18 protein-coding genes and 4 pseudogenes are annotated in these 22,004 nt (G+C 31.3%); 4 read left to right on the top strand and 18 right to left on the bottom strand.

Annotated elements, in window-relative coordinates:
• Positions 1 to 1,510: 1,510 nt before the first annotated feature.
• The 3 genes from ACQVV1_RS17245 to ACQVV1_RS17235 all read right to left on the bottom strand — a co-directional run bounded on the left by ACQVV1_RS17245 (position 1,511) and on the right by ACQVV1_RS17235 (position 5,256).
• Positions 1,511 to 2,125, bottom strand: coding sequence for an SLATT domain-containing protein (locus ACQVV1_RS17245; RefSeq protein ID WP_431169222.1), 615 nt, complete (start codon positions 2,123 to 2,125; stop codon positions 1,511 to 1,513).
• Between the two features lie 599 nt (positions 2,126 to 2,724).
• The gene (locus tag ACQVV1_RS17240) at positions 2,725 to 3,744 is read right to left on the bottom strand and encodes a DUF4062 domain-containing protein (RefSeq protein WP_431169221.1); all 1,020 of its coding nucleotides are present in this window, start codon (positions 3,742 to 3,744) and stop codon (positions 2,725 to 2,727) included.
• Between the two features lie 978 nt (positions 3,745 to 4,722).
• Positions 4,723 to 5,256, bottom strand: coding sequence for a hypothetical protein (locus ACQVV1_RS17235; protein WP_431169220.1), 534 nt, complete (start codon positions 5,254 to 5,256; stop codon positions 4,723 to 4,725).
• Between the two features lie 675 nt (positions 5,257 to 5,931).
• On the opposite strand from ACQVV1_RS17235, the gene ACQVV1_RS17230 reads away from it, so the two are divergent.
• Complete coding sequence (locus ACQVV1_RS17230; protein WP_431169219.1) at positions 5,932 to 6,159, top strand: hypothetical protein; 228 nt, start codon at positions 5,932 to 5,934, stop codon at positions 6,157 to 6,159.
• A gap of 315 nt (positions 6,160 to 6,474) precedes the next feature.
• Here the strand turns inward: ACQVV1_RS17230 and ACQVV1_RS17225 are convergent, their stop codons facing one another.
• The 3 genes from ACQVV1_RS17225 to ACQVV1_RS17215 form a co-directional block, all read right to left on the bottom strand.
• The gene (locus tag ACQVV1_RS17225) at positions 6,475 to 6,753 is read right to left on the bottom strand and encodes an AbrB/MazE/SpoVT family DNA-binding domain-containing protein (protein ID WP_431169218.1); all 279 of its coding nucleotides are present in this window, start codon (positions 6,751 to 6,753) and stop codon (positions 6,475 to 6,477) included.
• Positions 6,750 to 7,205 (bottom strand): (deoxy)nucleoside triphosphate pyrophosphohydrolase, encoded by a 456-nt coding sequence (locus ACQVV1_RS17220; protein WP_431169217.1) that lies wholly within the window; start codon positions 7,203 to 7,205, stop codon positions 6,750 to 6,752. Before ACQVV1_RS17220 ends, ACQVV1_RS17225 begins: the two co-directional genes overlap by 4 nt.
• Before the next feature lie 426 nt (positions 7,206 to 7,631).
• Entirely contained in the window at positions 7,632 to 8,441 is an 810-nt protein-coding gene (locus ACQVV1_RS17215) for an HNH endonuclease (protein ID WP_431169274.1), read from the bottom strand.
• A 239-nt stretch (positions 8,442 to 8,680) separates the two neighbouring features.
• Between ACQVV1_RS17215 and ACQVV1_RS17210 the strand changes: the two are divergent.
• A pseudogene (locus ACQVV1_RS17210) lies at positions 8,681 to 9,499 on the top strand (DUF5123 domain-containing protein); the annotation flags it as partial.
• 160 nt (positions 9,500 to 9,659) lie between these two features.
• Here ACQVV1_RS17210 and ACQVV1_RS17205 read toward each other — a convergent pair.
• On the bottom strand, positions 9,660 to 11,150 hold the full coding sequence (locus tag ACQVV1_RS17205) for a hypothetical protein (protein WP_431169216.1): 1,491 nt from the start codon (positions 11,148 to 11,150) through the stop codon (positions 9,660 to 9,662).
• Positions 11,151 to 11,280: 130 nt separating this feature from the next.
• Entirely contained in the window at positions 11,281 to 11,970 is a 690-nt protein-coding gene (locus ACQVV1_RS17200) for a hypothetical protein (protein WP_431169215.1), read from the bottom strand.
• A 215-nt stretch (positions 11,971 to 12,185) separates the two neighbouring features.
• Here ACQVV1_RS17200 and ACQVV1_RS17195 point away from each other — a divergent pair.
• Positions 12,186 to 13,997: pseudogene (locus ACQVV1_RS17195) on the top strand (DNA/RNA helicase domain-containing protein).
• A 622-nt stretch (positions 13,998 to 14,619) separates the two neighbouring features.
• A pseudogene (locus tag ACQVV1_RS17190) lies at positions 14,620 to 15,040 on the top strand (DUF2691 family protein).
• A 58-nt stretch (positions 15,041 to 15,098) separates the two neighbouring features.
• On the opposite strand, the gene ACQVV1_RS17185 reads toward ACQVV1_RS17190, so the two are convergent.
• From ACQVV1_RS17185 to ACQVV1_RS17140, 10 genes and pseudogenes are all read right to left on the bottom strand, one after another.
• Positions 15,099 to 16,145, bottom strand: a complete 1,047-nt coding sequence (locus ACQVV1_RS17185; protein ID WP_431169214.1) for an N-acetylmuramoyl-L-alanine amidase — start codon at positions 16,143 to 16,145, stop codon at positions 15,099 to 15,101.
• A 92-nt stretch (positions 16,146 to 16,237) separates the two neighbouring features.
• Positions 16,238 to 16,726 carry a phage holin family protein gene (locus ACQVV1_RS17180; protein ID WP_336376631.1) on the bottom strand — a complete coding sequence of 163 codons (489 nt, stop codon included), beginning with the start codon at positions 16,724 to 16,726 and terminating at the stop codon, positions 16,238 to 16,240.
• 70 nt (positions 16,727 to 16,796) lie between these two features.
• Positions 16,797 to 17,177 (bottom strand): hypothetical protein, encoded by a 381-nt coding sequence (locus tag ACQVV1_RS17175; RefSeq protein ID WP_431169213.1) that lies wholly within the window; start codon positions 17,175 to 17,177, stop codon positions 16,797 to 16,799.
• Positions 17,178 to 17,192: 15 nt separating this feature from the next.
• Complete coding sequence (locus ACQVV1_RS17170) at positions 17,193 to 18,128, bottom strand: hypothetical protein (RefSeq protein WP_431169212.1); 936 nt, start codon at positions 18,126 to 18,128, stop codon at positions 17,193 to 17,195.
• Between the two features lie 15 nt (positions 18,129 to 18,143).
• Positions 18,144 to 18,530, bottom strand: a complete 387-nt coding sequence (locus ACQVV1_RS17165; RefSeq protein ID WP_431169273.1) for a hypothetical protein — start codon at positions 18,528 to 18,530, stop codon at positions 18,144 to 18,146.
• A 114-nt stretch (positions 18,531 to 18,644) separates the two neighbouring features.
• Positions 18,645 to 19,121 (bottom strand): annotated as a pseudogene (locus ACQVV1_RS17160) (phage holin family protein).
• Positions 19,122 to 19,212: 91 nt separating this feature from the next.
• Positions 19,213 to 19,671: a hypothetical protein gene (locus tag ACQVV1_RS17155; RefSeq protein ID WP_431169211.1), complete on the bottom strand. Its 459-nt coding sequence runs from the start codon at positions 19,669 to 19,671 to the stop codon at positions 19,213 to 19,215.
• Between the two features lie 9 nt (positions 19,672 to 19,680).
• Complete coding sequence (locus ACQVV1_RS17150; RefSeq protein ID WP_431169210.1) at positions 19,681 to 20,664, bottom strand: hypothetical protein; 984 nt, start codon at positions 20,662 to 20,664, stop codon at positions 19,681 to 19,683.
• An 11-nt stretch (positions 20,665 to 20,675) separates the two neighbouring features.
• A complete protein-coding gene (locus ACQVV1_RS17145; protein ID WP_431169209.1) occupies positions 20,676 to 21,590 on the bottom strand; it encodes a hypothetical protein in 915 nt (304 codons plus the stop codon).
• A gap of 12 nt (positions 21,591 to 21,602) precedes the next feature.
• Positions 21,603 to 21,992 carry a hypothetical protein gene (locus tag ACQVV1_RS17140; RefSeq protein WP_431169208.1) on the bottom strand — a complete coding sequence of 130 codons (390 nt, stop codon included), beginning with the start codon at positions 21,990 to 21,992 and terminating at the stop codon, positions 21,603 to 21,605.
• Between the last annotated feature and the right edge of the window lie 12 nt (positions 21,993 to 22,004).

Here is a 22,004-nt window from a genome sequence, read left to right as displayed (position 1 = left end):
TCATAATCCTTAATCCTACCATAAAAAGTAGTTTTCCATTTAAGATTGTTTCATTACTTAACTTGCAGCGACTTCCTCTACCTCAATTACTTATAACCCTAATCAAATTCAAATATAGCAGATGTTTAGTTATTTCTTTGCTGTGGCCTTTGCCGAAGCTATGCCCTTCAGCTTAATAACCCATGGTCTACGTTCTCCTTCTCTTCTTTAGCAATCCATCATAATATTTGTAACCTCAAGTAAGCTACATTAGAACCGATTGAATCGTTATATTCTTGTATATCTAATAATGGAATGTCAAGTACAACAATATACAATTTAATGTTATATCATTCCACACTTTTAGAATCATCACTTTGTTATAATCTAATCTATCTAATATATGTATCATGTACCTAATTTAGGAAAACACCGTTTCATGTCTTGGTATTAAGGGCTATGAAAACCTTTGTCGCTTTGCTTATCAATATGTATAATATATATATCAATTTCCTGAGCATACAGAAATCCCAATTGTCCTTATTAGTTTTGATTTTTATAACTTATTCGTAGTTATCTGCACTCTTTGTTATCTACGATTTATTCCACCTTGTCATTTAATACCCTTAACTTATCAAATTTATCTTTTGAAACGTATGGTAAATCGCAAATAGTATGAGACGTATATTCTTAAATAATAATACACTTAGGTTTCACGCTGCTTTCAGATATCCTTTTCGAACTATACCATTTTATTTCTATATACTTTACTGCAATAAAAATTAGCTATTATTTGATTCTTTATAATAAATACATTGGTAAGAGTTAGAGAATCCCTGTAAGCATCACTATTTAAAGTTTGATGATTATTACCTTTCAAGAATTTCTGGATTCTTTTTGATAATGAATTCCCTCTTATTTTTGCCTCCTTTTATCTGTTAAAGGTGTAATATCAATGTTTACAATGTAAAAATACTTTCCTATCTTCTTATTTCATGAAGCTTCCTATCATCGCTAAGGACCTTCATAAAGTCCTTAAGTGTACTGAATACTATAACTGATAATCCTTCATATCATTGACTATAATTTTACGTCATACCAGTATCAGGATAAATGAACGCCATTTACACATATTATTTATTAACAATAAGAATTCTTTTCCAAACCAAATATGTTAAATGCTTTTTTGGAATCATAAGTAAAGTTTTCTCCTTGCTATATGTCTTGCTCCCCCTAAACAAAAAGACTAGATTCATTAATCTAGTCCTAATACGTTTTTTATGTATTTCTCACAACGTTCATAAATATGTTTCCATAAGAAATCCAATAAGCTTCCAGGCTTCTGTACAAAAAAGCTCAAGCTTCTATCCTTTATTGGGGGTGATTCACTAAATCTTTACTTTTTAACTCGTTCTCTTTTTAGCTTTCCTGTATCTCATCAAATAATATAAGTAACCAAAAACAGCCCTATTTTCGTTTGCATTACGCTTCATTAAAAAACTAAATTCAACATACTAGATTATATAATCTGTTAATCTACCTTTGTATCTTTATTTGATTCTTGCATTTCCATACTATTTGTCTGTTTAATTTTCATATAAATCTTAAAAAAGAATACATTTGTAAAGGGTTTACCTTCCAACATTTTACTAATTTCAATTCTTTGGTGTAATTGTTTTTTTGCTTTAATAATGAACCTTGTAGGTATAGTTGGAGCAGCTTCATTAAGCATATTATAGTGCATAGTTACTTGTGTAACATTATCTTCATTAAGTAACCTTAAATTCTTAACAGAATCTGCATTTCTTATAAATGTTGTTAATTGTTTCCCCATATTTTCATGTTCAGCAACTTTCTCACCAAACTTTAAAAAACCTTCAATTACTGTAAAAATAAAAATAATAGATGCAAATACACCAACAAATAGTTTATATTTCACTTCAGTTAAATTGTTTGTGACAGGTAAAAATGTATCGAAATTTGCAAATGTCAATATTGCAATAATTGTTGAACCCGTTATAATAATAAACTGAAAAAAAATGTGATAAATCTTATATCGTGAAGCCACCATAAAATGAGAATCTCTTGAAAGGTTAGCTTTTTTTCTCAATTTATTTATTTGCTCTTTATAGCAATCACTATCCATAATTCCACCACCTATTATTCAAAAAATCCAAACTTTCTTAGTTACCTATTTTAGTTTAATTCTAATACCCTTATTAATTTATATTGCCTATATGCCAATTCCAACTAACCTTCAAATTCGTCTCAGAACGATGTGCATCTATAACCTCTTATTTAGTTTCACACGAGTCTTTAATAAAAATCTTTTCCATTACTTTCAATATCTTTTATTATGAAATCAATATTCCCATTAATACCAACCGCACATTTGTCCTTCACCAAAATAAAAGCACATATATGCTGCCTAAAATTATTCAAACGGGGGTTTATATATTCTTTTATTTCCTCTAATCCTATTCCTTAAAAATTTTATTAAAATCCATTTCTAAAAGGATTATATCCTGATCTTAAACTGGCATTACATTAAAAACCCTTATAATCTTCTAAACTTAACAATTCCTATTGCTACTATCTTTGAAAATATAGTCTTGTATAATAAGCAAAATCTCTATCCAAATTGATGACAACTTTTACTTCTTTATTTGCTAACCCTCGCTCCACCCCGAAATTTACCATTTACTTTTAGAAGCCTTAGCTTGCTCCAAGATATGTATTTTCATTTCAATATTTAAAAGGATTATTCCGATAAGCCAACTCTATTGCCTTATGTCTCTCGTTATCAGATAGACTTTTTAGCAATTCATATGACTCAAAATACTTTCCAGTATGAGAAATTATAATTCCTGCAGATGTTTTTATATTGAAAATCCCATCATCTTCTGTTCCTTCTTCATGATAAAGAAGTGGGGAATGCTGATATTCAATATCAGCACTAATTGACAAAACATATTCCCACCAGTTATTAGGTAAAGCAATATTCTTTATCATTTCCAAATTTTCTCTTTCGATTAATCTCATTCCAAAAGATTTTTCAAGCATATTATAAAACTTAGATGCTTCAATTTCTTTATTTAGCTTTTCAATATCATCTTGGCTACCACCTGTTCGCTTATAAATCTTTTCAATAAGTTCTTCAGTTTTTTTATTAGCCAGAGTTAGATTTTCTAATAAATTATTGGTAAATAACAACTGATTATTTTGTTGACGATTTGTTAATAAATCTTTATACAAATATGCCCATTGTCTCTTTAGGGTATATATTATATCACGTGCAAATTCAAAGACAAAGACACCATTATTAAATGAAGATTTATGTACTTCATCAATAAAGCTAAAAATTTTTGTAACATGTTCTTTTCTTTGTATTGCTGGAAAATGTAAATCCTTATCTTTGTTTGCTTTGTATATATGTTGACTCATATATACATCCTGTTTAACAAATGAAAATATAGGTATCCCACATTGTTTTGCAGCGGAAAACTCTGCATTAACTATTGATTTCGAAGTATCGGCAGTATAACTCCCACCATACCTACCACCTATTATTAGAATAAATAAATCACAACTTTGAATTTCTTGTATACAACTATCATGAGTATGGAGGTCTGGATGGTAAAAAACATCACCTTTATCACTTAAAACAGCATCGTAGCCGAGATTTTCTATAAATAACTTTAGATTGTCCCTTATCTCGTTTAAGTCAAAACACGTAGAACTCACAAACACCCTTGGTGCAGCCATTTTGTTCCTCCTTTTATTATTAGATATTTTGTCGCAAGTTTAGACTCAAATATTATACAGCAAATGTCCTACCAAATAAATCTAATTGATAAAATCAACGTTTTATTACGATTGTATTCAAAAAAGGGGGAATTGTAATAGCTGTTCTTTTCATCCAAGTATCAATTATACACTTACTATCATTTATTAGTTCCTTTTAGCATTTTAATATAAAGTTGCACTATCTTACTCTTATTACATTTTTTGTAATAATCCTTTATTTCTGTTTTGATGTTAGTTATTTTCCATCTACTGACAAAAATTTTTATCTACTAACTTATCAAATTAATCTAAATTTTCAATCGAACATTAATAGCATCTGCACCTAATGAAAAATGTTTTATTGATGTAACATATTCGAGATTTGGAGAGCATCTCTTATATCTTCCTACAATCGAGGTTTTCTTTGATAGTGAAATTATTAACTAGGGGGGATAATTGAATCATCAAGAATTCAATTATCTATAGAGACATTAAAACAAGCATCAAGAGTACTAAATAAAGAAGGTATTATTTTACATCCGGATTAAGCAAGCACCTATACAGCAAAATAATTTCTGATGTGTATCATAGAAAAAGACATTCTCACAAGTATGTCTTAGAAAGAAAACTACCATGATTTTTCTAGAATTTAGAAAAATACTTAAACTGGCTATCCCCTAAAGAATATAAGGAACAGGTAGTTTAAGTGTCTTAATGTATGTTTCCCTTTTTGGGTTTAAAGTTAAAGCAACTCCCCCATACAGCTTAGGTATATAAATCCTAATATGATAAACGTTATGTAACAATAATAGCAACTCAGATATTTAAAAAATTACATTAAAAACAGACAATCAATCGAACCTTCATTTATCTGAAGAATTATTTTTATATTATTTTTATATTATTTTTATATTATTTTTATTAATAAGGTTTTCAGTACTTAACTAATTAATAGAATCATAATTTTTCTTTTATTAATTTAATCTCTTCACACATGCCTTTAATATTATTATATAATTCAAGGTTATGCCGATAAGTTATTTCAATAGATTCCGGATTATTTTGTTCATATGGGTCATCAATTTGATACATATAAATTGATATTCCCCATAAATTATCGTTGATTTTTCTAATTTTATTCTCCACTATCTTATCAACAAAGTGTTCTTCACTCTCGTTTAATTTATCTATCAAATTCTTATATAAATCAAACTTTAGAAACTGTCCTTTTAATATTCTTACCGCCCTATCCTTTTCAAGATCAACAGGTTTAATATCCTCATTGATTTGCATACAATAGTCTATCTTTCGTAATAAATTTCCTAATCTTCCTTTAAAAGCATTTAGTTCTTTTTCATACTGTTTACGTGTATCCCCCTTTCTCAAGCAAAATTGTACTACAATCGTCCCTATTACACCAAGCATAGCCGCTATAATAGGGACTAAAGATTTCCATTCTGAAGCAATTGTACTTATAAATCCATTTTCCATATTAACCTCCATATACTTTTATATTCTATACATAATATTAAATCTTTTTATAATATTATTCAAACTATATAATTAATATTAGAAAGTCATTACTCCTCCTGAATTCAAAGTAAGCCTAAAATAGAGGGAATTTACTAAAATATCTTTACCTTAGCTCAATTCGCCCCCTTGTTAGAGGTAAAGAAAAATTAAAAAGTTGTAGTTTCAATTGAAACTACAACTTTTTAATTCATATAACTGTTCATGTGAAATAATATATTCCTTAGCTTATTAGAAACTTACTGTAAAATCTACTAACAGTAAAATAAAGACGCTTACAATAATAAAAAGGGGTATCTTTACGAAAACATAAATCTCCTTATTCAAGTAGAAGATATTTTTCTTAATACTGCCAATTCTTTTCCTAATTGTTCTGCATCAGACTTCAAGAATAAACGCATATTTTTTGTCCAAATAATTTTGTTATAGAATTTTACCATGAAGGTGAAATCATGATTGGTTTTGGAAAAGACCGTATTTAACAGCCAACATACAAAGATTTTTTTTATTTCTAGATATATTGATGCGTTATGTAAACTTAATATGAATACCTTATGCAATCAAAATACCTTTCATCATCTATATTCTTGATGTAGTACACTCTGGATAAAAGGTGGAGGTAGAAAGAGATAGACAATGAAAGAAATCATTAAAGAGATTGTTTCTACAAGTAAAAGATACAAAGTTCAAGTTATCAAACGAAATGATGGTTTTTACACCACAGAAGTTTTTGCGTGGTTTGAGGATTACGGATATGAGTATTGGTCTCCTATTAAGCAGGGGATATCGGTAATTGATACAGAAAAACATGCCATATCTATAGCAATAGAACACTTAAAAGTGTATTCAGGTGAGAGTATTTAGTGAGGATCAACCGAGATTTATTTACTTTATCAAGGTTTACTTTAGTAAATAAAAGACTAGTTAGCTCTTATAATGGGCTAACTAGCCTTTTTATTATTTTTTCCTTTTTACATATGTTTCTCATGCAATTTTCGTTCTAAGAATTCGATAAATTCTTCTAGCTTTTGTTTATCTAAAATCGATACGAAAATATACACTAACTAAATTTCGACAAAAAGAATGGAATTGATTCTATTTTTAGTAAATGTTTTTATAAATATTACGATACACGAAATTACTATATTAATTTTAATAAAAGCCCTTGAAAGGAGCCACTTATTTTACAAGGTACTGTTCTACTTCTTTTATTAATAATTCTGCACCTTCTGGACTTAATGTTATCTTACCGTTTGCTAATGATATGTTACGATTTGATATCTCTCCTGTTAATGTACAAACACCACCAGGCTGATATTTCTTTAAAACAATGTCTTCACCTTCTACAAAGATCTCTAATGGTGATTTTTCTTTAATACCTAGCGTATTTCTAAGTTCCTTTGGAATTACCACACGCCCTAAATCATCTACTTTTCTAGTCACTCCTGTTGCTTTCATCTAGGATCTTTCCCCATTTCAATATCAATTGTACTTAAGTTATTCTCTACTATATTTTTAAACTTTAAACATATAGCTCCTACGGTTGGAAGATCCGCCGGGGCCCACTTTAACTCCAATAAATTATTGACATGAACCCATATCAACTCGGCATGCTCAAGAGCTTTAGGTATACCGGACTCTATGCATGCCTTATAAGTAGTAAGATGAACTATAATATTCTCATACTCATGATCCACTTCTTCTATTTTTTCACCAACAGTAATTAAACATCCTAATTCTTCTTTAATCTCACGCACCAATGCATCTTGCGGCATTTCCCCTTCATTAATTTTCCCACCTGGAAATTCCCAATAGTTCGGTAATGACATTGCAGGAGAACGTAATGCACATAAGACCTCATTTCTCTCATTAAAAATGACCGCACCAACAACCGATACTTTCTTCTTCATGAACCATCACTTCTTTCACATCTTATTTAATACTTATACTCTCTACTTCTCGTCTTCTTGTTTATACCACAGTATCTTCTTCACTAATTTTGAAACATCTTCATGTAGGTTTAAAACATGTAACTTCCGATGATAATTTGCACATATTCCAACAGTGCTACAAATTTTATCTTTCCCGCCTTCTGGTAGTCATTCCACATGATGTGCTTCTAGATATGGATTCCTTTTTTATCTTGGAAGGGAGCATGCTATTCACATAACTCCCATATACCTTGCGCACGTCTTGTAGCTAGCTCAGCTACATACTCATTACGTTGATATGCTGTATATTTTATAAAGCATCTATTATAACCATAAGATACTACATTTGTAGCTCGATCCTTTAATTTGTTATAACTTATTACGCCAAAAAAGTTTTTTAGTCACTTAAGCCTGAAATTCATTCTCTCTATGCCATTGCATGTATTGACGCTGCATTTCATTCATTTGGATCTGTAACTTTTCATGTATATTCAAGAAGATTTTTAAAGCTTCGTCTAAAGTGTTCGAAATTAAAATTCTCCCGTCATCTCCAAAGCTAATATAACCTTTATCAAATAAAGCATCATGGTTAGGACAAAGTAGTAGTCCATTGTTTATATCTAACCTTTCCCTATGATTAGATTGGCTCCAAGGCTTAATATGACTTGCTATTAGAAAACGTTTATCAGAGACTCCACATAATTTACATTTCTCTTCATTCTTCAACAAATTCTTTTTAAAAATGGATTGTCCAATTCTAGATTTTATAACTTGTTCTTTTTCAGTTTGATCTAATACATACGACAAATCCTTCTCTATTTCTTCCAGAATAGTTTCTTCATCACTACTCCCTATGTTTGATAGCTTGTTCCAAGTATCCCTATTTTTTTCTTTAACTATTGTTAATAAATAATTTGCAAGTTCTAGAGTTACTCTAAACAGGTAACCTGTATTACCACGCCCAATTTTATTAAATGGAGCGTATTTATCACCTTGTAGCTTTAATATGTTTTCCATGAAACTTTTATATAGAATAGGGATCTCCAAATCATGGTATTCTACATTTACAATCCATCCCTCTTTTTCCCAGAGTTCAGTCTGTTCTAGTCCAATTGGCTTATCATGGACCTTATAGTCTTCTTTTGCAACCAAAATTGATACTAGATTTCCTTTAAAACTATTAAAAATGATGTCGCCTTTTCTTATCATTTTCATATCTGTCCAGTGATGAAATGTTTGTCCCTTGTTATTTTTTTGTGGCGCCCAGAGAAATCCTCCCTCCCTCTCTTCCTTATAACTTTTATTTTGAAATACAAAAAAATAATTCATTTTTCTACTCCCCATATATTAGATTGGAAACTTATCTTATCAATATTTAAGTAACTGTTTATATTCAAATAAAATATTATCAAATCTAGTACTCTTTTTCACATGAAACATCTAAATTATTCCTTATTGCTTATTATGGTACTTCATCTCATGCACAAAATAATTTTAATCATCTTTTCATAGACAATAACGAAGTAACAAATTTGAAATTAGGACTAAGTGAAACATTTGCTGTGAATGGGAATGTAGATTCTTTTAAATTTACCAACAACAACATCGGAATTGTTCTGATTGGACATGAAGGCGTATCTCCAGTAGCTGTTTTAGATCAAGCACGGAATGAAATTGTTCGTAACAATATCGTTCATCACAATTCATCCATCAATAATACTAGTTATAATGAATATTCAGCTGATGGTATTTACGTGGATGGTGGGAAGGGAATTATCATTGAGCAAAATCAAAGATATAAAAACGACCTTGGTATTGAAGTAGCCAGCGAACATGCTGGAAAAAGCGCAAGCCAAATTACTGTTAGAGACAATACAATATCAAATAATATCATGAGTAGTATTGCAATTGGTGGGTATGCCAGTCAACAAGGATACGCTGAAAATAAAACGATTACGAACAATGTGATTTATAAAAATGATACAAAAGATCAAGAGAGTGGCCAAATCGAATTAAATTACGATACCCGCAAGAACGTAATTACCAATAATCACATCTATGCAAGCAATAGCCGTATTTTCATTAGCAATAATTTTAATAAAAACACTGGGAACAAACTTGGTTACAATCATTACTATGGTGAATTCGATCAAAATAATGGCTTATGGAAATGGAAAAGAAAAACGTATAAAGGATTTTCACCTTATCAAGCAAGTATGAATCCAGAAGGAAATGAACTACATAGTATATTTAGCAAATTACCCCCTTCATAATCAAGGGGGGTCTTTATATAACGAATCAATTTTCTTTTTTAATAGTGATTTCCTGTCACCTGGGCAAGATTTAGCCAACAATAATTTCTTTTAATCAACTGTTATTGCCTTGTAATACTTTAGTTTAGTATTTCCTTTAAATCTACTTTACTGTAAATAGTTACTTAGTGTTTAACCTAAGCTCCCTCTCTAATTCCTTAAAAAAATAAGAATCATACTCATCAAATATACTTGTAAAGCTATTATTTAAAACTATGTTAATATTCATACCTAATTCTGGGTACATATGATAATTAGGAGAAACCCAATAACCAAACTGTGCTAGTTCATCACAATGTATTGATTCTATCGCTAAATTATTTTGTGTTCTATATTCTAAGTACTCAAAAAAAGTATTTATTCCATTAATTCTATTGGTAACCCACAATATTTTATGCAATGCAAAAATATTGACTACCCATGTATCTTTGTACATTTCTTCTAAATATCTGTTAGATAACTCTGCTAAATCTAAGTATTCATCCAAAACAACTACAATCTTAAATATTTTTTTATGATTTGTATTATTAACTTCTAATACTTCTTTCCTTCCTTTTTTCTTATTGGAATTATAATAAATAGCAATCTTATTATTTAACAAATACTCTTTTCCTCTTTGACACTGCTTACAAGCTTTTACAATAACTTCTTTAAAGTGCTTCTCTCTTATTTGAGTTGCATCTTTTCCGTCTATAAATATACTTTTAAAATTCTGCGATTTACATTCTATAAATAAAATTTTATCTTGAAATTCTATTATTAAGTCTTGCTCATTTCCCTTATTGTCATACGAGGTATGATATATATGTTTAAAAAATTCCCCGATAATATCTTTTGAATACGCCTCTAAAATATCTCCTTTTTCGTCCTTAGACTTCTCATTTTCTATAATTCCCCTAAATATATTCTCGAATATATGATACGCTCGTGGTACATACATCCCATCAGAAAATTTTATTCCTAATTTTCCTTTAAATGCCGTTCTTAAATTATCCTCAATAAACGCTCTTTCTTCTAGCTCATTACCATCTAAAAATAAATTCTCTAAATTTTTTATATTCCCGAATTTTTTTTGAAAGATGTTACTTTTAATATATAAATTTTCTGTTGATGCTAGTAAAATAAGCAAATCATTAAAATTGTTATGTATTGATAACCCATATATTTCTTCAGATAACCCATCTAAATATTTGAATAATCTAAAGTAACTATATGAATCGATAGATGGATAATCATACTTGTAATTTAAGTATCTTCTAAAATCATTTTCTCCAAACTCATTATTCTCTAATTGATTTAACCAATCTAATTCACTTATTTTTTCTACTATAATAATAAATATTTCCTTTTCTTCCGCTAAATTAAATTTACATTTACTAAATATCCTCACAAAGTTAGTCTTATATAATATAAATATACAACTTAGCTCTACAGATAACCTTAAAGAAAATTTAAACTCTTCTAGATTTATTTGTCTATCTTGTATAACTTCATTAAAAATTTTAGCCCTATCTTCCCTTGTTAATTTTCTATAATGTAATTTAGCAAACCTAAACACATCTTTTATATCTTTTAATTCCCTTATTTCTTCTCTCATTCTTTTATAATCCATCATATCAAACTCCATTTTCAATTTTATAATGAAATTAACTGCATTTTAAATATTTTAGAAAAGTTCACTAATAACGAGGATCTTGTTTCACAAATTATATTAACCAATAAAAAATATAATTATCGATTTTTTACTTAGTATGCTGTAACGCTTCCATATAATCCTCTTTTCTCTCAAGAGTCTTTTTTGCATTTTCTGCCGTTAATACATAATCTACTACAATATTTTGTAATAATTCCTTCTTAGCGCTTGGCAGCTGAATCGTTATATCTTCCACGCTACTCTTATTATTTTCAATTGTTTTATTAAATTCTTGAACACTTCTTGCAAGCTCCGCTAATTTTTCCATATGTGCGGGATTGTTTACATCCAAAAAGATATTACTTCTAAACACCGCTGTAACATATTTTTGTGGATTTTTCTTTTCTATTTCTGCTTCATCCTTTTTATCGAAAACAGCATCTCCTGTATACATTTGTTCAAACGTAAATAAATCATTATTCCCTTTTCCAGCATAATATGTATTGAATTTTTCTTTTAAATCATTCGCTTCTTTTTTTATTTTATAATTATCATTCACTACTTTTGGAGAAACTTGTCCATCGAATGATAATTGAAATTGTAAATACGGTTTATCTACTTGCTGTACATGGGCTATTCGTACATCTGGTCCTAGTATATCCTTACCGTTTCCAATTGTTTCAACTTGATCTAGTTTAACAGAAAGACCATACTCCGATTTTGTATAATTTTGTGCTTTTTGTTCAATTTTTTCATTTGATATATCACATGATGTTAATAGTAGTAAACTAATCATCATGCTATATGTTATTTTTTTATTTTCATATAGTAGCCCCTCTTATTTTTACTTTATATACACAAATGCTAATATAGATCTAGAACAAAGTCACGAAGTTTCATAGAAAGAAGAAGAATTTCGAATAAGTTTGCTATATGTATAAAATTAAAAGGTTTACATATATTCTACTACTTCTTAAGGAGGCATTTATCTTGAACTATGGCTAGGATGGAACTATTGAACAATTTAAAGAATTAGATTTAAAATCATTCATTAAACAATGGCAATATCATGTTTATAAAACCAATGCAAATGATCCCAAAATAGCTTCTCAAAAGAGAGCATGGATTGATAGTTACAATAAACTACAAGATTTATTTAATCGATTTTCTAATTTAGATGCATCACTTATTTTTGAATATGAGATTTTACGTGGAGGTGGCCGTCGTCCAGATATACTTTTATTAATTAATGGTTATTTGATAGTCATCGAATGTAAAAGTTATAATAACGTTTCACCTTCTGAATACATTCAAACATCGCTTTATATGCGTGATCTTCAGCATTATCACTCAGCTATTCAACAATCTAACATGCAAGTCATAGGTGTTCTATTGCTTACAAACTATGAAGGTGAACGATGGGAATTCCAAAAAGATTATCAAGTAACCCTTTCAACAGTGGATGGATTGGAAAGTATTATTAACCGAATATTAGATAAAACAAAAGTACAAACTTTGACGCTAGAGGAAATAATCAATGGTTTCTATGAACCTTCACCTTCTATGCTAGAAGCTGCTCGTTCCATTTTACATAATGAACCACTCCCTGACATTAAAGCAATATCAAGCAGTAATTTTCCAAAAGTACAACAAACTATACGCACAATTATTCAAGAAGCACAAAATACAAATACCCATCACTTAATTTTAGTATCTGGTGAGCCAGGAGCAGGTAAAACATATTTGGGTCTGACCATTGCACATGAAATGAAAAATGCAGTTTATTTATCTGGTAACGGGCCATTAGTAGACGTATTACAAGATACGTTGAAAAATAGAACGTTCGTACAAGGCCTATATGGATATAAAATGGATTTTCTCGAAAAGAAAATGATTCCAAAAGAACAAATTATCATTTTTGATGAAGCACAACGAGCATGGGATACAAAAAAAGTCGACCAGTCACTCACTTGAAGAAAGCGAGATGCCCAACACTTAAGTGAACCGGATATTATAATAAATATTACAACAAATAATAAGCCGTGGAGTGTAACAATTGGCTTAATTGGTGAAGGTCAAGAGATCTATTCTGGGGAAGAAGGCAGTCTCCCTCTGTGGAATACTGCGATCGCTGGAAAAAACGTGACTGTTCATTCTAAACACCCTAATTCTGTATTCACAAATGCAGCACATTATAGAACTCATTCTCAGCTACATTTAAATTCATCTTTCCGTGCTCATGCAGCTTTAAAATACTATGAAATTATTAATACTTTATTAGATATTAATTTTGAACAAACCAAACAGCTTATTCATAACCTACCGAAGGAACATTATCAGCTTTTTATTACGCGTGATTTAGACAAAGCAAAAATTACTTTAAATCAGCTTTATCAAGATGATACAACAACAGTTGGTGTCGTCTGTGCCGGTGGCGCTGATCGCCAAAAAGAAGTCCCTGTTCTACCACGAGATGAACGATATGAAAAGCCTAGTAAGATCGCTCAATACTTTAACTATCCAGGATCTCAATACTATTGTAAAAACCTCAACTACAGCGCAACTGAATTTCAAACACAAGGACTTGAACTAGATATGGCGCTCGTTCATTGGGATGATGATCTTTATCTACAGAATGAGGCTTGGAAAGGACAACACTATCAATGGGGTGTCGAAGATCCATTCCAAATTAAACTCAATGCATATAGAGTTATTTTAACAAGAGGGCGAGATGGAACAATTATTTACATACCACCCAAACCCATTCTAGATGAGACTTGGAACTTACTTAAAAATCAATTAAAAATCCCTGAATTAATGTTTTAAAACCTATAATGATAGACTATATTCTAGATTCCCTCAGAATATAGTCTATTATTTTTATATTTTACAGCAACCAGGGAATTAGTCTTAAAATACTTAAAATATTTGACTCTTATATGATAATAACGTTCTTTTAGAAGGGGTTTTCAAGAAAATATTGGTTAAAACAAAAAAAGCCGCCTCGATTAAGAGCCGGCAATTCCCTTAAATAATATAAATAAAGGGAGACTAGCATTCAATGAATATAGGAATACATTTTCACGCTCCAGAAGATGAAAACTTTAACGTATTCCCCGAAAGAATTCTCCTTCCTCAAGCGTGTGAAGGGCGTAGCCCAATGATAGGTGGGAGATGAATTTCGGTTTGGCATAGCCAAAAACTTTTGATAAACTAGCTATATGAAGTTCTTTGATAACTTGATATAGAAGGTTGCAGGAAGAAAATAGAGTGCGAAAACCAAGCCATTCGGTTCCTGCGTAAAATATCAACCGTACCAAAAGAGCATCCATGCGTTGGACTAGGGGTGGAACACCCCGAAGTAACGCTCAGGGAGACGAAAGGTTACTTTCGTCGTGGAACTGAGAAGCTCCCACTTCAAGCTTTGCTAAGTGGCGAGTAGTTCACTTTGTCCATATTAAAATTACTAGAACTTTTTTAATTCTAACAATTTCATTTGGTAAATAGATACTGCCGAAATATACCTAAAAGACTCTGATGGTAACTTTACATTTGAACAATTACTCGGCGACGAACGTTTCATAACTGAAAATAAGTTAAAACAAACCTTAATAAACAAAAAATACTTTTTAGTCTTCTTAACAATGTGCGCTTTTCCTGATATGAAAAAGAATAGCCCAACATGGATAAGAACAGCATCAGACTTTAATACTAGTGATTGTGAATTTTTATTGAGTATAGTTGATGGTTTTGATATTAGTATTTTATGCAAAGATAAGCACTTACTTCAGAAGTTACATCAACATGTTCAAGACCTAAGTTATTTAGATACTAAGTATTTAACAGAACGTACTGCAGGAACTTTTTAACTAGATCTTAAAAAGAAGGATTCAATATTCCTATTAAATCCTTCTTTTCCATTACTCACTACTTCACATATACATAATAAGAACTAGCTGTAATATAGAACACATTACCTCTACTATTCTTCACTTTATATTGTGGTGAACCATTTACAGATACTTTATCAACGATAGTGAACCCTAAACCTTCACCGACAGTTCCTACAACATCGCTATCAGCCCAGGAAGCTTTTGAATAGAATCGTAAGTCATTCACTTTAGAAACTACACGTTTACCTTCCACAGATGAAGTTTCTTCTTTATAGCGAATGTATGATGAATCGTTATAAATCCACTGATTCCCTCCAAGATTCAACCAGTTTCCTACTTTACCCCAGACTTTATATGATTCACCCTTTTGTAGCTTACGGATGACATCATTGCTTGTGGATGGGCCAGATCGAAGGTTTACATTTAAACCTTCGATATAAGCTACTCCTGTTACATCCGTTACACTTTCAGATGGTTGTTGTGGTTTTACTTCCACAGTGACAGAATGACCATTATACGCCTTTAAAACATCAGAACGGAATTGAGCTTCTGATACACCATGTGAAGCAAGATACCCCTGTGGATCCTCATGATCTGTACCGCCTAATTTGTATGTGATATCTTTATGAGTCCATAATCCAACACTCGGATGGATATTTCTATCTTTTAAAATTTTCGCAAGTAACTTTACATATCTTTCATACGATTTTTTGAATTTAATTGGGTCACTAGTCTCAGAAAGTTCTACATGTACAAATCTAGCATTTGCCGCTGGACCTGCACCCCATGCACGATATTTAGTAGAAGCGATTTGAATTGTTTCATCCCAATCCGTTGCATAATGAACGAATGCATTTCTCCATGTTCTAGCTTCATAATTTCTAATATTGATAGCAGGTGCTTCTGGTGTCGCTGTGGAATGTGCTACTACTCCCTCATATGCACCCACACCATATCTGTATCCTTGCTTAGGTAAATCTGGAATAATCATTTCTCTATCTGCAAAAGCACTTGCAGAAAAAGAAAATAAAATAATACACATGATAAATAACGCGCTACATTGTTTCATTAATTTTTTCATTTCGTATTTTCCCCTTTAATATTTGCATAAACAAAAAGAGCACCTCAATTGAGGCTGCTCCTTTTGCTATCATTTTTTATATTTGCCTTTCTTTAATTTTTTTCTTTTCTAGATTTTGATCTTCTAATTTTCGCCTCAATTTCAGAAGATACACTTTCTAACAACCAAGTAGGAATCCATTTATCCCACCCAATCCGTACACAATTGGCTGTAAAACTATTAAAAATATGATAAATTAAACCACCCGTTACCATAAAAAAGAAAAATTCTGGTAGTTTAAATGCAATATCAAATAAATGCGCTAAAGAAGGCAATAAAAAAAGCACCACAGTTCGTGCAATGCCCTCAATTCCATATTGTGATGAATACGTACCATCTAATTTTGAAGCCTTACTACCAGTTATCCAATCTAATACAACTACCCATACCAAAATGATAATCCAAATTAAATTAGATTTACCATATAAAAAATTAAATATAGTTCCTAATCCCCCACTAATTACAGAAGCAACTTTAAATTGGGTGGTATTAATAACATCCAGTACATTTAATGTTTTTACAAGCTCATGAATCCTTTCCAAACTTTCACCCCCTTTTACATTTCAAAGCAAAATAAAAAAGCCTGCCTTGGCACGCTATCGTATAAAAGATTTACATATTCATTTTCTTCCACGCATACTCTAGTGGTTCATTTCGTGGCGGTTTCATTACTTCTTTTTCAGAAGTTCCTCCCTTATTTTGAGATAAGTTATGCATAACGCCTCGACGAATAGAGATTTGCCTAATACCTGTTCGTATCCAATCATCGGGATTTAAAATACCCCCTTGATGTGTTAGGAGTTGCCTAACGCCTGTATGTGAAAAATCGATTGGATTAACAATACCCCCTTGACGATGTGTATTGATTTCACGTATTCCCTCATGATATAGCGTTGTTGGAGATATGATTATACCCTGATGTGTATTAATTTCGCGTGTTCCCGTACGGTATAGATTTTTTGGAGATATGATCATACCTTGAAGTACTGCCATATACTTACCTCCTACTTATTCAATCCGTAAAGCTACATAGTAATCACTAAATGAATTAAATTGATTAGATATAGGGGCCGACGTGTAAAATAATTTGTACTTATGAATTTCCCCATTTTCAACAACCTCTGTAATATCACCATAAATAAAACCGCTACCTCTATAGATGTAAAAGCCATCGTACTTCCCTCTGAATCCATCACTACTATCTCCCATGTATAAAGGAGTGAAAACTATCTTTCCTTCATTAGAGGGGGCCTTCAGAAAGACTTTATCCCAATAAAATGTAGAGTTTGTATTAGAAGATGAAGAGGCCCCTGCAAATTTAGCTCTATCAGTTGTATGTGCAGTTGTTTGAGCGCGAGAACCGCAGCTAAACATAACACTGAACGGACATGAATAAGGTGAAAATAATTCCGGTTGATAGTATTCCTCTGGAAGACCTATAAAACCAATCACTGTCTTTCCTTTGTGAGATGGGATTTCATCATCATTTGCATATACACAATAAATGACAGTATCTTTATCGACGTATAGATATAGGTCAACCATATATTTTTCATAATTTAAAGCAATTGCCCCACTAGAATAATTTGCTTTCCCTTGATGGAATACTAAAGAGAACCAAGCTTCTTCTCCAGTTCCACTCCCACCCTCTTTATCGTAACCTCTGATTAGTCTGTAACTACCATCTGTATATTTCACATTCGGTTCTCTTATATCATACGAACTTGATAATGAAGAATTTTTTGCAAGCGTATCATAAGGACGCAGCTCAATATAATTGTTTTTGGTTCCATCATTACCTGTAGAATACATAACAAAAATATTATTCTTATCCGGTTTGTCAGCATTTAATTGCTGCCATCCAGCCTTTTTCATTTCATCGATAATCTTCATAAAGACTTCTCTGCGCTCTAGTCTGTGTAACTTACAAATTTTATTCGTCATTTTATATGTTCCTCCTTAATTTAAACGTATTGCTTTTATAGAAACATTAAAAGTAGAGTTTGCTACGCCCCTATTTTCTATATAAAGATGTACCTTGTTTGTATGATCTTTATCCTCACAAGGAATAGCCCAAATATCATATGTTCTTTTTTCTGATAAGCTTTTATAGACTTGATTCCCATTCTCTTTTTGATCGTACATAAATAACATTGCTTCAACGTTTGAATCATTTGTAACTTGAATCGTACGAATATCGTATTTGTTACACCCTACATCCAGTGGCGTATATAGAACTTTCCCTGGTTCAATTGTAATTTGTACATTCCTCTCAATAAGGATTGATGGTGTAATCCCTCTTTCGGATGTATATCTATAAAATTCATTACAGTTCCCATATTGTATTCACCTCAATTATGTTTTAGATGAACATTAAAATAAATTGGTTCAAATGCTAGGACATTTGTATCCTTCACAACCTTTACCCAAAAATCTCGCATACTTTGTGCAGCTACTGAATCAATCTGTATTTATTTGATTTATTTCTTTTCTAGATTTTGATCTTCTAATTTTCGCCCCAATTTCAGAAGATACACTTTCTAACAACTAAGTAGGAATCCATTTATCCCAGCTAATCCGTACACAATTTGCTGTAAAGCTATTAAAAATATGATAAATTAAACCACCCGTTACCATAAAATAGAAAAACCCTGGTAGTTTAAATGCAATATCAAATAAATGCGCTAAAGAAGGTAATAAAAAAAGCACCACAGTTCGTGCAATGCCCTCAATTCCATATTGTGATGAATACGTACCATCTAATTTTGAAGCCTTACTACCAGTTATCCAATCTAATACAACTATCCATACCAAAATGATAATCCAAATTAAATTAGATTTACCATATAAAAAATTAAATATAGTTCCCAATCCCCCACTAATTACAGAAGCAACTTTAAATTGGGTGGTATTAATAACATCCAGTACATTTAACATTTTTACAAGTTCATGAATCCGTTCAAAACTTTCACCCCCCTTTTTACATTTCAAAGCAAAATAAAAAAGCCTGCTTTGGCACGCTATTGTTTTAATTCAAATTCTTTTTGCTATACGTTCGCTTTTTCCATGGTGATTCTAATGGTTCTTTTCTTGGTAGTGCTTGATTACGGATTTGTTCCTCAGATATATACTGATTTTGCTGAAAAAAACCTTCAAATGTCCCACTTGGAACTCGAACCCCCTCTTTTAAAAATGGGATAGGAAGAAAAGTACTCATTACCTTTGTTTTTACACGACTCCCTTTAATTACGTATATCGGATTCGAAACTTCTTGTCCAGCAGTCTTTCTAACTTCTCGTTCCCCATAATTTTCCACCATAATCTGAGGTAACACTTTACCACTTGTTTTTGTAATTATCCGTTTACCCTGTTCCTTCATATTAACTTCAGGTACTATCTTTCCCATTGTTTTATCATTAATTCGAATTCCTGGTTTATTACCTTGGTGACTGACAGTTAATTTTATTCCTCTATAAGTAGCCATCATTCATATCCCTCATCTTATTCTTATAGCCAAATATGATATTTCACTACCAAATGAAGAAGTAGTTTTGGAACTGGATTCACTACCGTATGAAAAATAATTTGTCCAAAATGGTAAATAAACTTCAATACCATTCTCAGTTTCAATTTCAATTGTATCTCCACTTCTTCCATCAGCTATAATCTTACCATTAGGTTTAAAGCATTGTAAAAATCCCAATTTAGCCCTTAAACCAACATTCACCTCTGCTATATATAAGTCCCATAACATAATTGTCCCATTATTTGCCCCACCTTCTGCCGGTGCAGGATAACACGTTAAATACGTAAATTTATTTTGATATGCAAAATTATCTAAAAGCCTTTTAGGTGTATTACATATAAGGAAAGCATAATCCATACCAAAATACGACGTGCTACTACTTGCATGTATCGCACAGGAATAGGATGGTTCATTTTTTTCTTCAACATATGTTTCTTCAGGTATACCAAAAAAGTGTACTATTGGTTGTACAGCTTGACCTGGTTTTTGCTGCTTTAAAATCGTCACATTTGGTATAGCTATAAAAACAACTCTATCTAAATCAGCATAACAATAGTATTCCATTTCCAGATCTTGGCTCAATGTTAGTTCACCACCATAAGTTAGCTTGGGGCTTCGATAAAAGAAATTCAACCTATTCCAATTCCCATAAATACTTATTTCTTTTTTATTTTCATAATCCCATTCCCTAATCCACTTAAAAAGTCCATCCGTTGAATTATTTTTTCTAATATCATAACTCGGTTTTCCAAGTGCATCTTGTCCTGAATAAGGGTAAAAAGCTAAATACATTGGTGATCTTCCATTACTTCCTTTAGAATGTATTACAATTCGATAGTCTTTCTCTGTACCATTATCCTCAAGAACTTCCCATCCAGCTTCTACAAACATTTTTATAAATGAATCAAATAAATCCTTCCTTAAACATGTTTCTCTTTTATAAATGATACTCACTTTATATCACCTCATTCTATTCTTAATGCTACTGCTTGAGTAGGAAAAGACGTGTAATTATTACTAGAACCTCCCAATGTTGTATATCTATACTTTTGAATCTCATTATTTACTTCAATGTGAATTATATCACCATCCAGCATACCACCTGGCTGTAAAAAATACACTCTACCTAATCGCCCCCTAGTTCCAGTATTGCTGTCACCATAAAACACTTCACTTAGTACAAATTTATTATCAACATTAGGTGATAATGGTGAAATTATGCTCATCGTTGGTTGTGCAATGGTTATTGCATTTTCCACCTCTAGTAAATTCTTAGGATTATCTGACACCTTACACTTATTCTGCCCTGTATATCTTCCAGAATGGCCACTATTAGCATAAATAGCACCTGAATATGGTTTACGTTCATTTCTCTTGCTTTCTTCAATAAATGATTGTTCTGGAAAACCTAAATATATAAGGGTATTACCTAGGCCCGTGTATCTAAAAGGTTTAACTAAAAAAATAATAACCTCTTTATCTGCGTAGTAAAAATATTCCATTTCCCATAATCTATTATATTTTCTAGCCCCAGTATAATTATTGCTATCATATTGTCTTCCGGGAAAAAAACAAAAAGTATCAAATCCATCTACGGAATAAAAGGTTGTTGGAGAATTCAATACTCCCATTCTCATAGTTGCGTCTGCGTAATCTGTTTTTCTACAATCAGAAACTTCACCCCAATCACCATCAAAAGCATTTAGCTGTACGGCCAAGTGTTTATCACCATTATAGCCATCAGTATATATTTCAACTAACCTATTTGTTAAATCCGCTCCTTCACGTAGTCTCCAACCTGCATTTAAAGCTACTTGTATAAACGTATCAAATAATTCAAACCGTTTACACATACCTTTAGTAAAAATAGCCTTAGTCATTTAATTTCACCTCTAAATTAATGTCGTTACTTTTAATACCACAGTATACAAAGAAGGAACATTACTAAAATTTTCAATAAATAGGTGACAAGACTTTGTTTGATCTTTATCATCACAAGGAATATTGATTATATCGTATGTTCTTTTTTCTTTAATACTGCTGTACTGAATTTGCCCATCTTTTTGTTTATCAAAAATTGTACACTCATAATCATTATTTGCTGTATTTTCAATAAAGATTGTCCTAAGTTCATACTTGTTTATACCTAGTTCAATAGGTATATACTTCTTTTCGTTACTATTAATCTCAACCTTTACTTTTTTTTCGATAAGCTTGGGAAGAATATTGTCTGTTTGTTCTTCTTGCTTATAATATCGATTTACGACCATTGATGTTCCCATCTTTTCACCCCC

The organism is Bacillus basilensis (genome assembly GCF_050630465.1).
GTDB classification, from domain to species: Bacteria; Bacillota; Bacilli; order Bacillales; family Bacillaceae_G; genus Bacillus_A; species Bacillus_A basilensis.
Note: the sequence above shows the minus strand (reverse complement) of the source record. Positions and strands in the feature narration are given on the sequence as shown.

Excerpts from the sequence above, each read along its gene's own strand:
- ACQVV1_RS17245 (WP_431169222.1), bottom strand. The coding sequence starts at position 2,125 with ATGGATAGTGATTGCTATAAAGAGCAAATAAATAAATTGAGAAAAAAA.
- ACQVV1_RS17240 (WP_431169221.1), bottom strand. The coding sequence starts at position 3,744 with ATGGCTGCACCAAGGGTGTTTGTGAGTTCTACGTGTTTTGACTTAAAC.
- ACQVV1_RS17235 (WP_431169220.1), bottom strand. The coding sequence starts at position 5,256 with ATGGAAAATGGATTTATAAGTACAATTGCTTCAGAATGGAAATCTTTA.
- ACQVV1_RS17230 (WP_431169219.1), top strand. The coding sequence starts at position 5,932 with ATGAAAGAAATCATTAAAGAGATTGTTTCTACAAGTAAAAGATACAAA.
- ACQVV1_RS17225 (WP_431169218.1), bottom strand. The coding sequence starts at position 6,753 with ATGAAAGCAACAGGAGTGACTAGAAAAGTAGATGATTTAGGGCGTGTG.
- ACQVV1_RS17220 (WP_431169217.1), bottom strand. The coding sequence starts at position 7,205 with ATGAAGAAGAAAGTATCGGTTGTTGGTGCGGTCATTTTTAATGAGAGA.
- ACQVV1_RS17215 (WP_431169274.1), bottom strand. The coding sequence starts at position 8,441 with ATGAAAATGATAAGAAAAGGCGACATCATTTTTAATAGTTTTAAAGGA.
- ACQVV1_RS17205 (WP_431169216.1), bottom strand. The coding sequence starts at position 11,150 with ATGGATTATAAAAGAATGAGAGAAGAAATAAGGGAATTAAAAGATATA.
- ACQVV1_RS17200 (WP_431169215.1), bottom strand. The coding sequence starts at position 11,970 with ATGATGATTAGTTTACTACTATTAACATCATGTGATATATCAAATGAA.
- ACQVV1_RS17185 (WP_431169214.1), bottom strand. The coding sequence starts at position 16,145 with ATGAAAAAATTAATGAAACAATGTAGCGCGTTATTTATCATGTGTATT.
- ACQVV1_RS17175 (WP_431169213.1), bottom strand. The coding sequence starts at position 17,177 with ATGGCAGTACTTCAAGGTATGATCATATCTCCAAAAAATCTATACCGT.
- ACQVV1_RS17170 (WP_431169212.1), bottom strand. The coding sequence starts at position 18,128 with ATGACGAATAAAATTTGTAAGTTACACAGACTAGAGCGCAGAGAAGTC.
- ACQVV1_RS17155 (WP_431169211.1), bottom strand. The coding sequence starts at position 19,671 with ATGATGGCTACTTATAGAGGAATAAAATTAACTGTCAGTCACCAAGGT.
- ACQVV1_RS17145 (WP_431169209.1), bottom strand. The coding sequence starts at position 21,590 with ATGACTAAGGCTATTTTTACTAAAGGTATGTGTAAACGGTTTGAATTA.
- ACQVV1_RS17140 (WP_431169208.1), bottom strand. The coding sequence starts at position 21,992 with ATGGGAACATCAATGGTCGTAAATCGATATTATAAGCAAGAAGAACAA.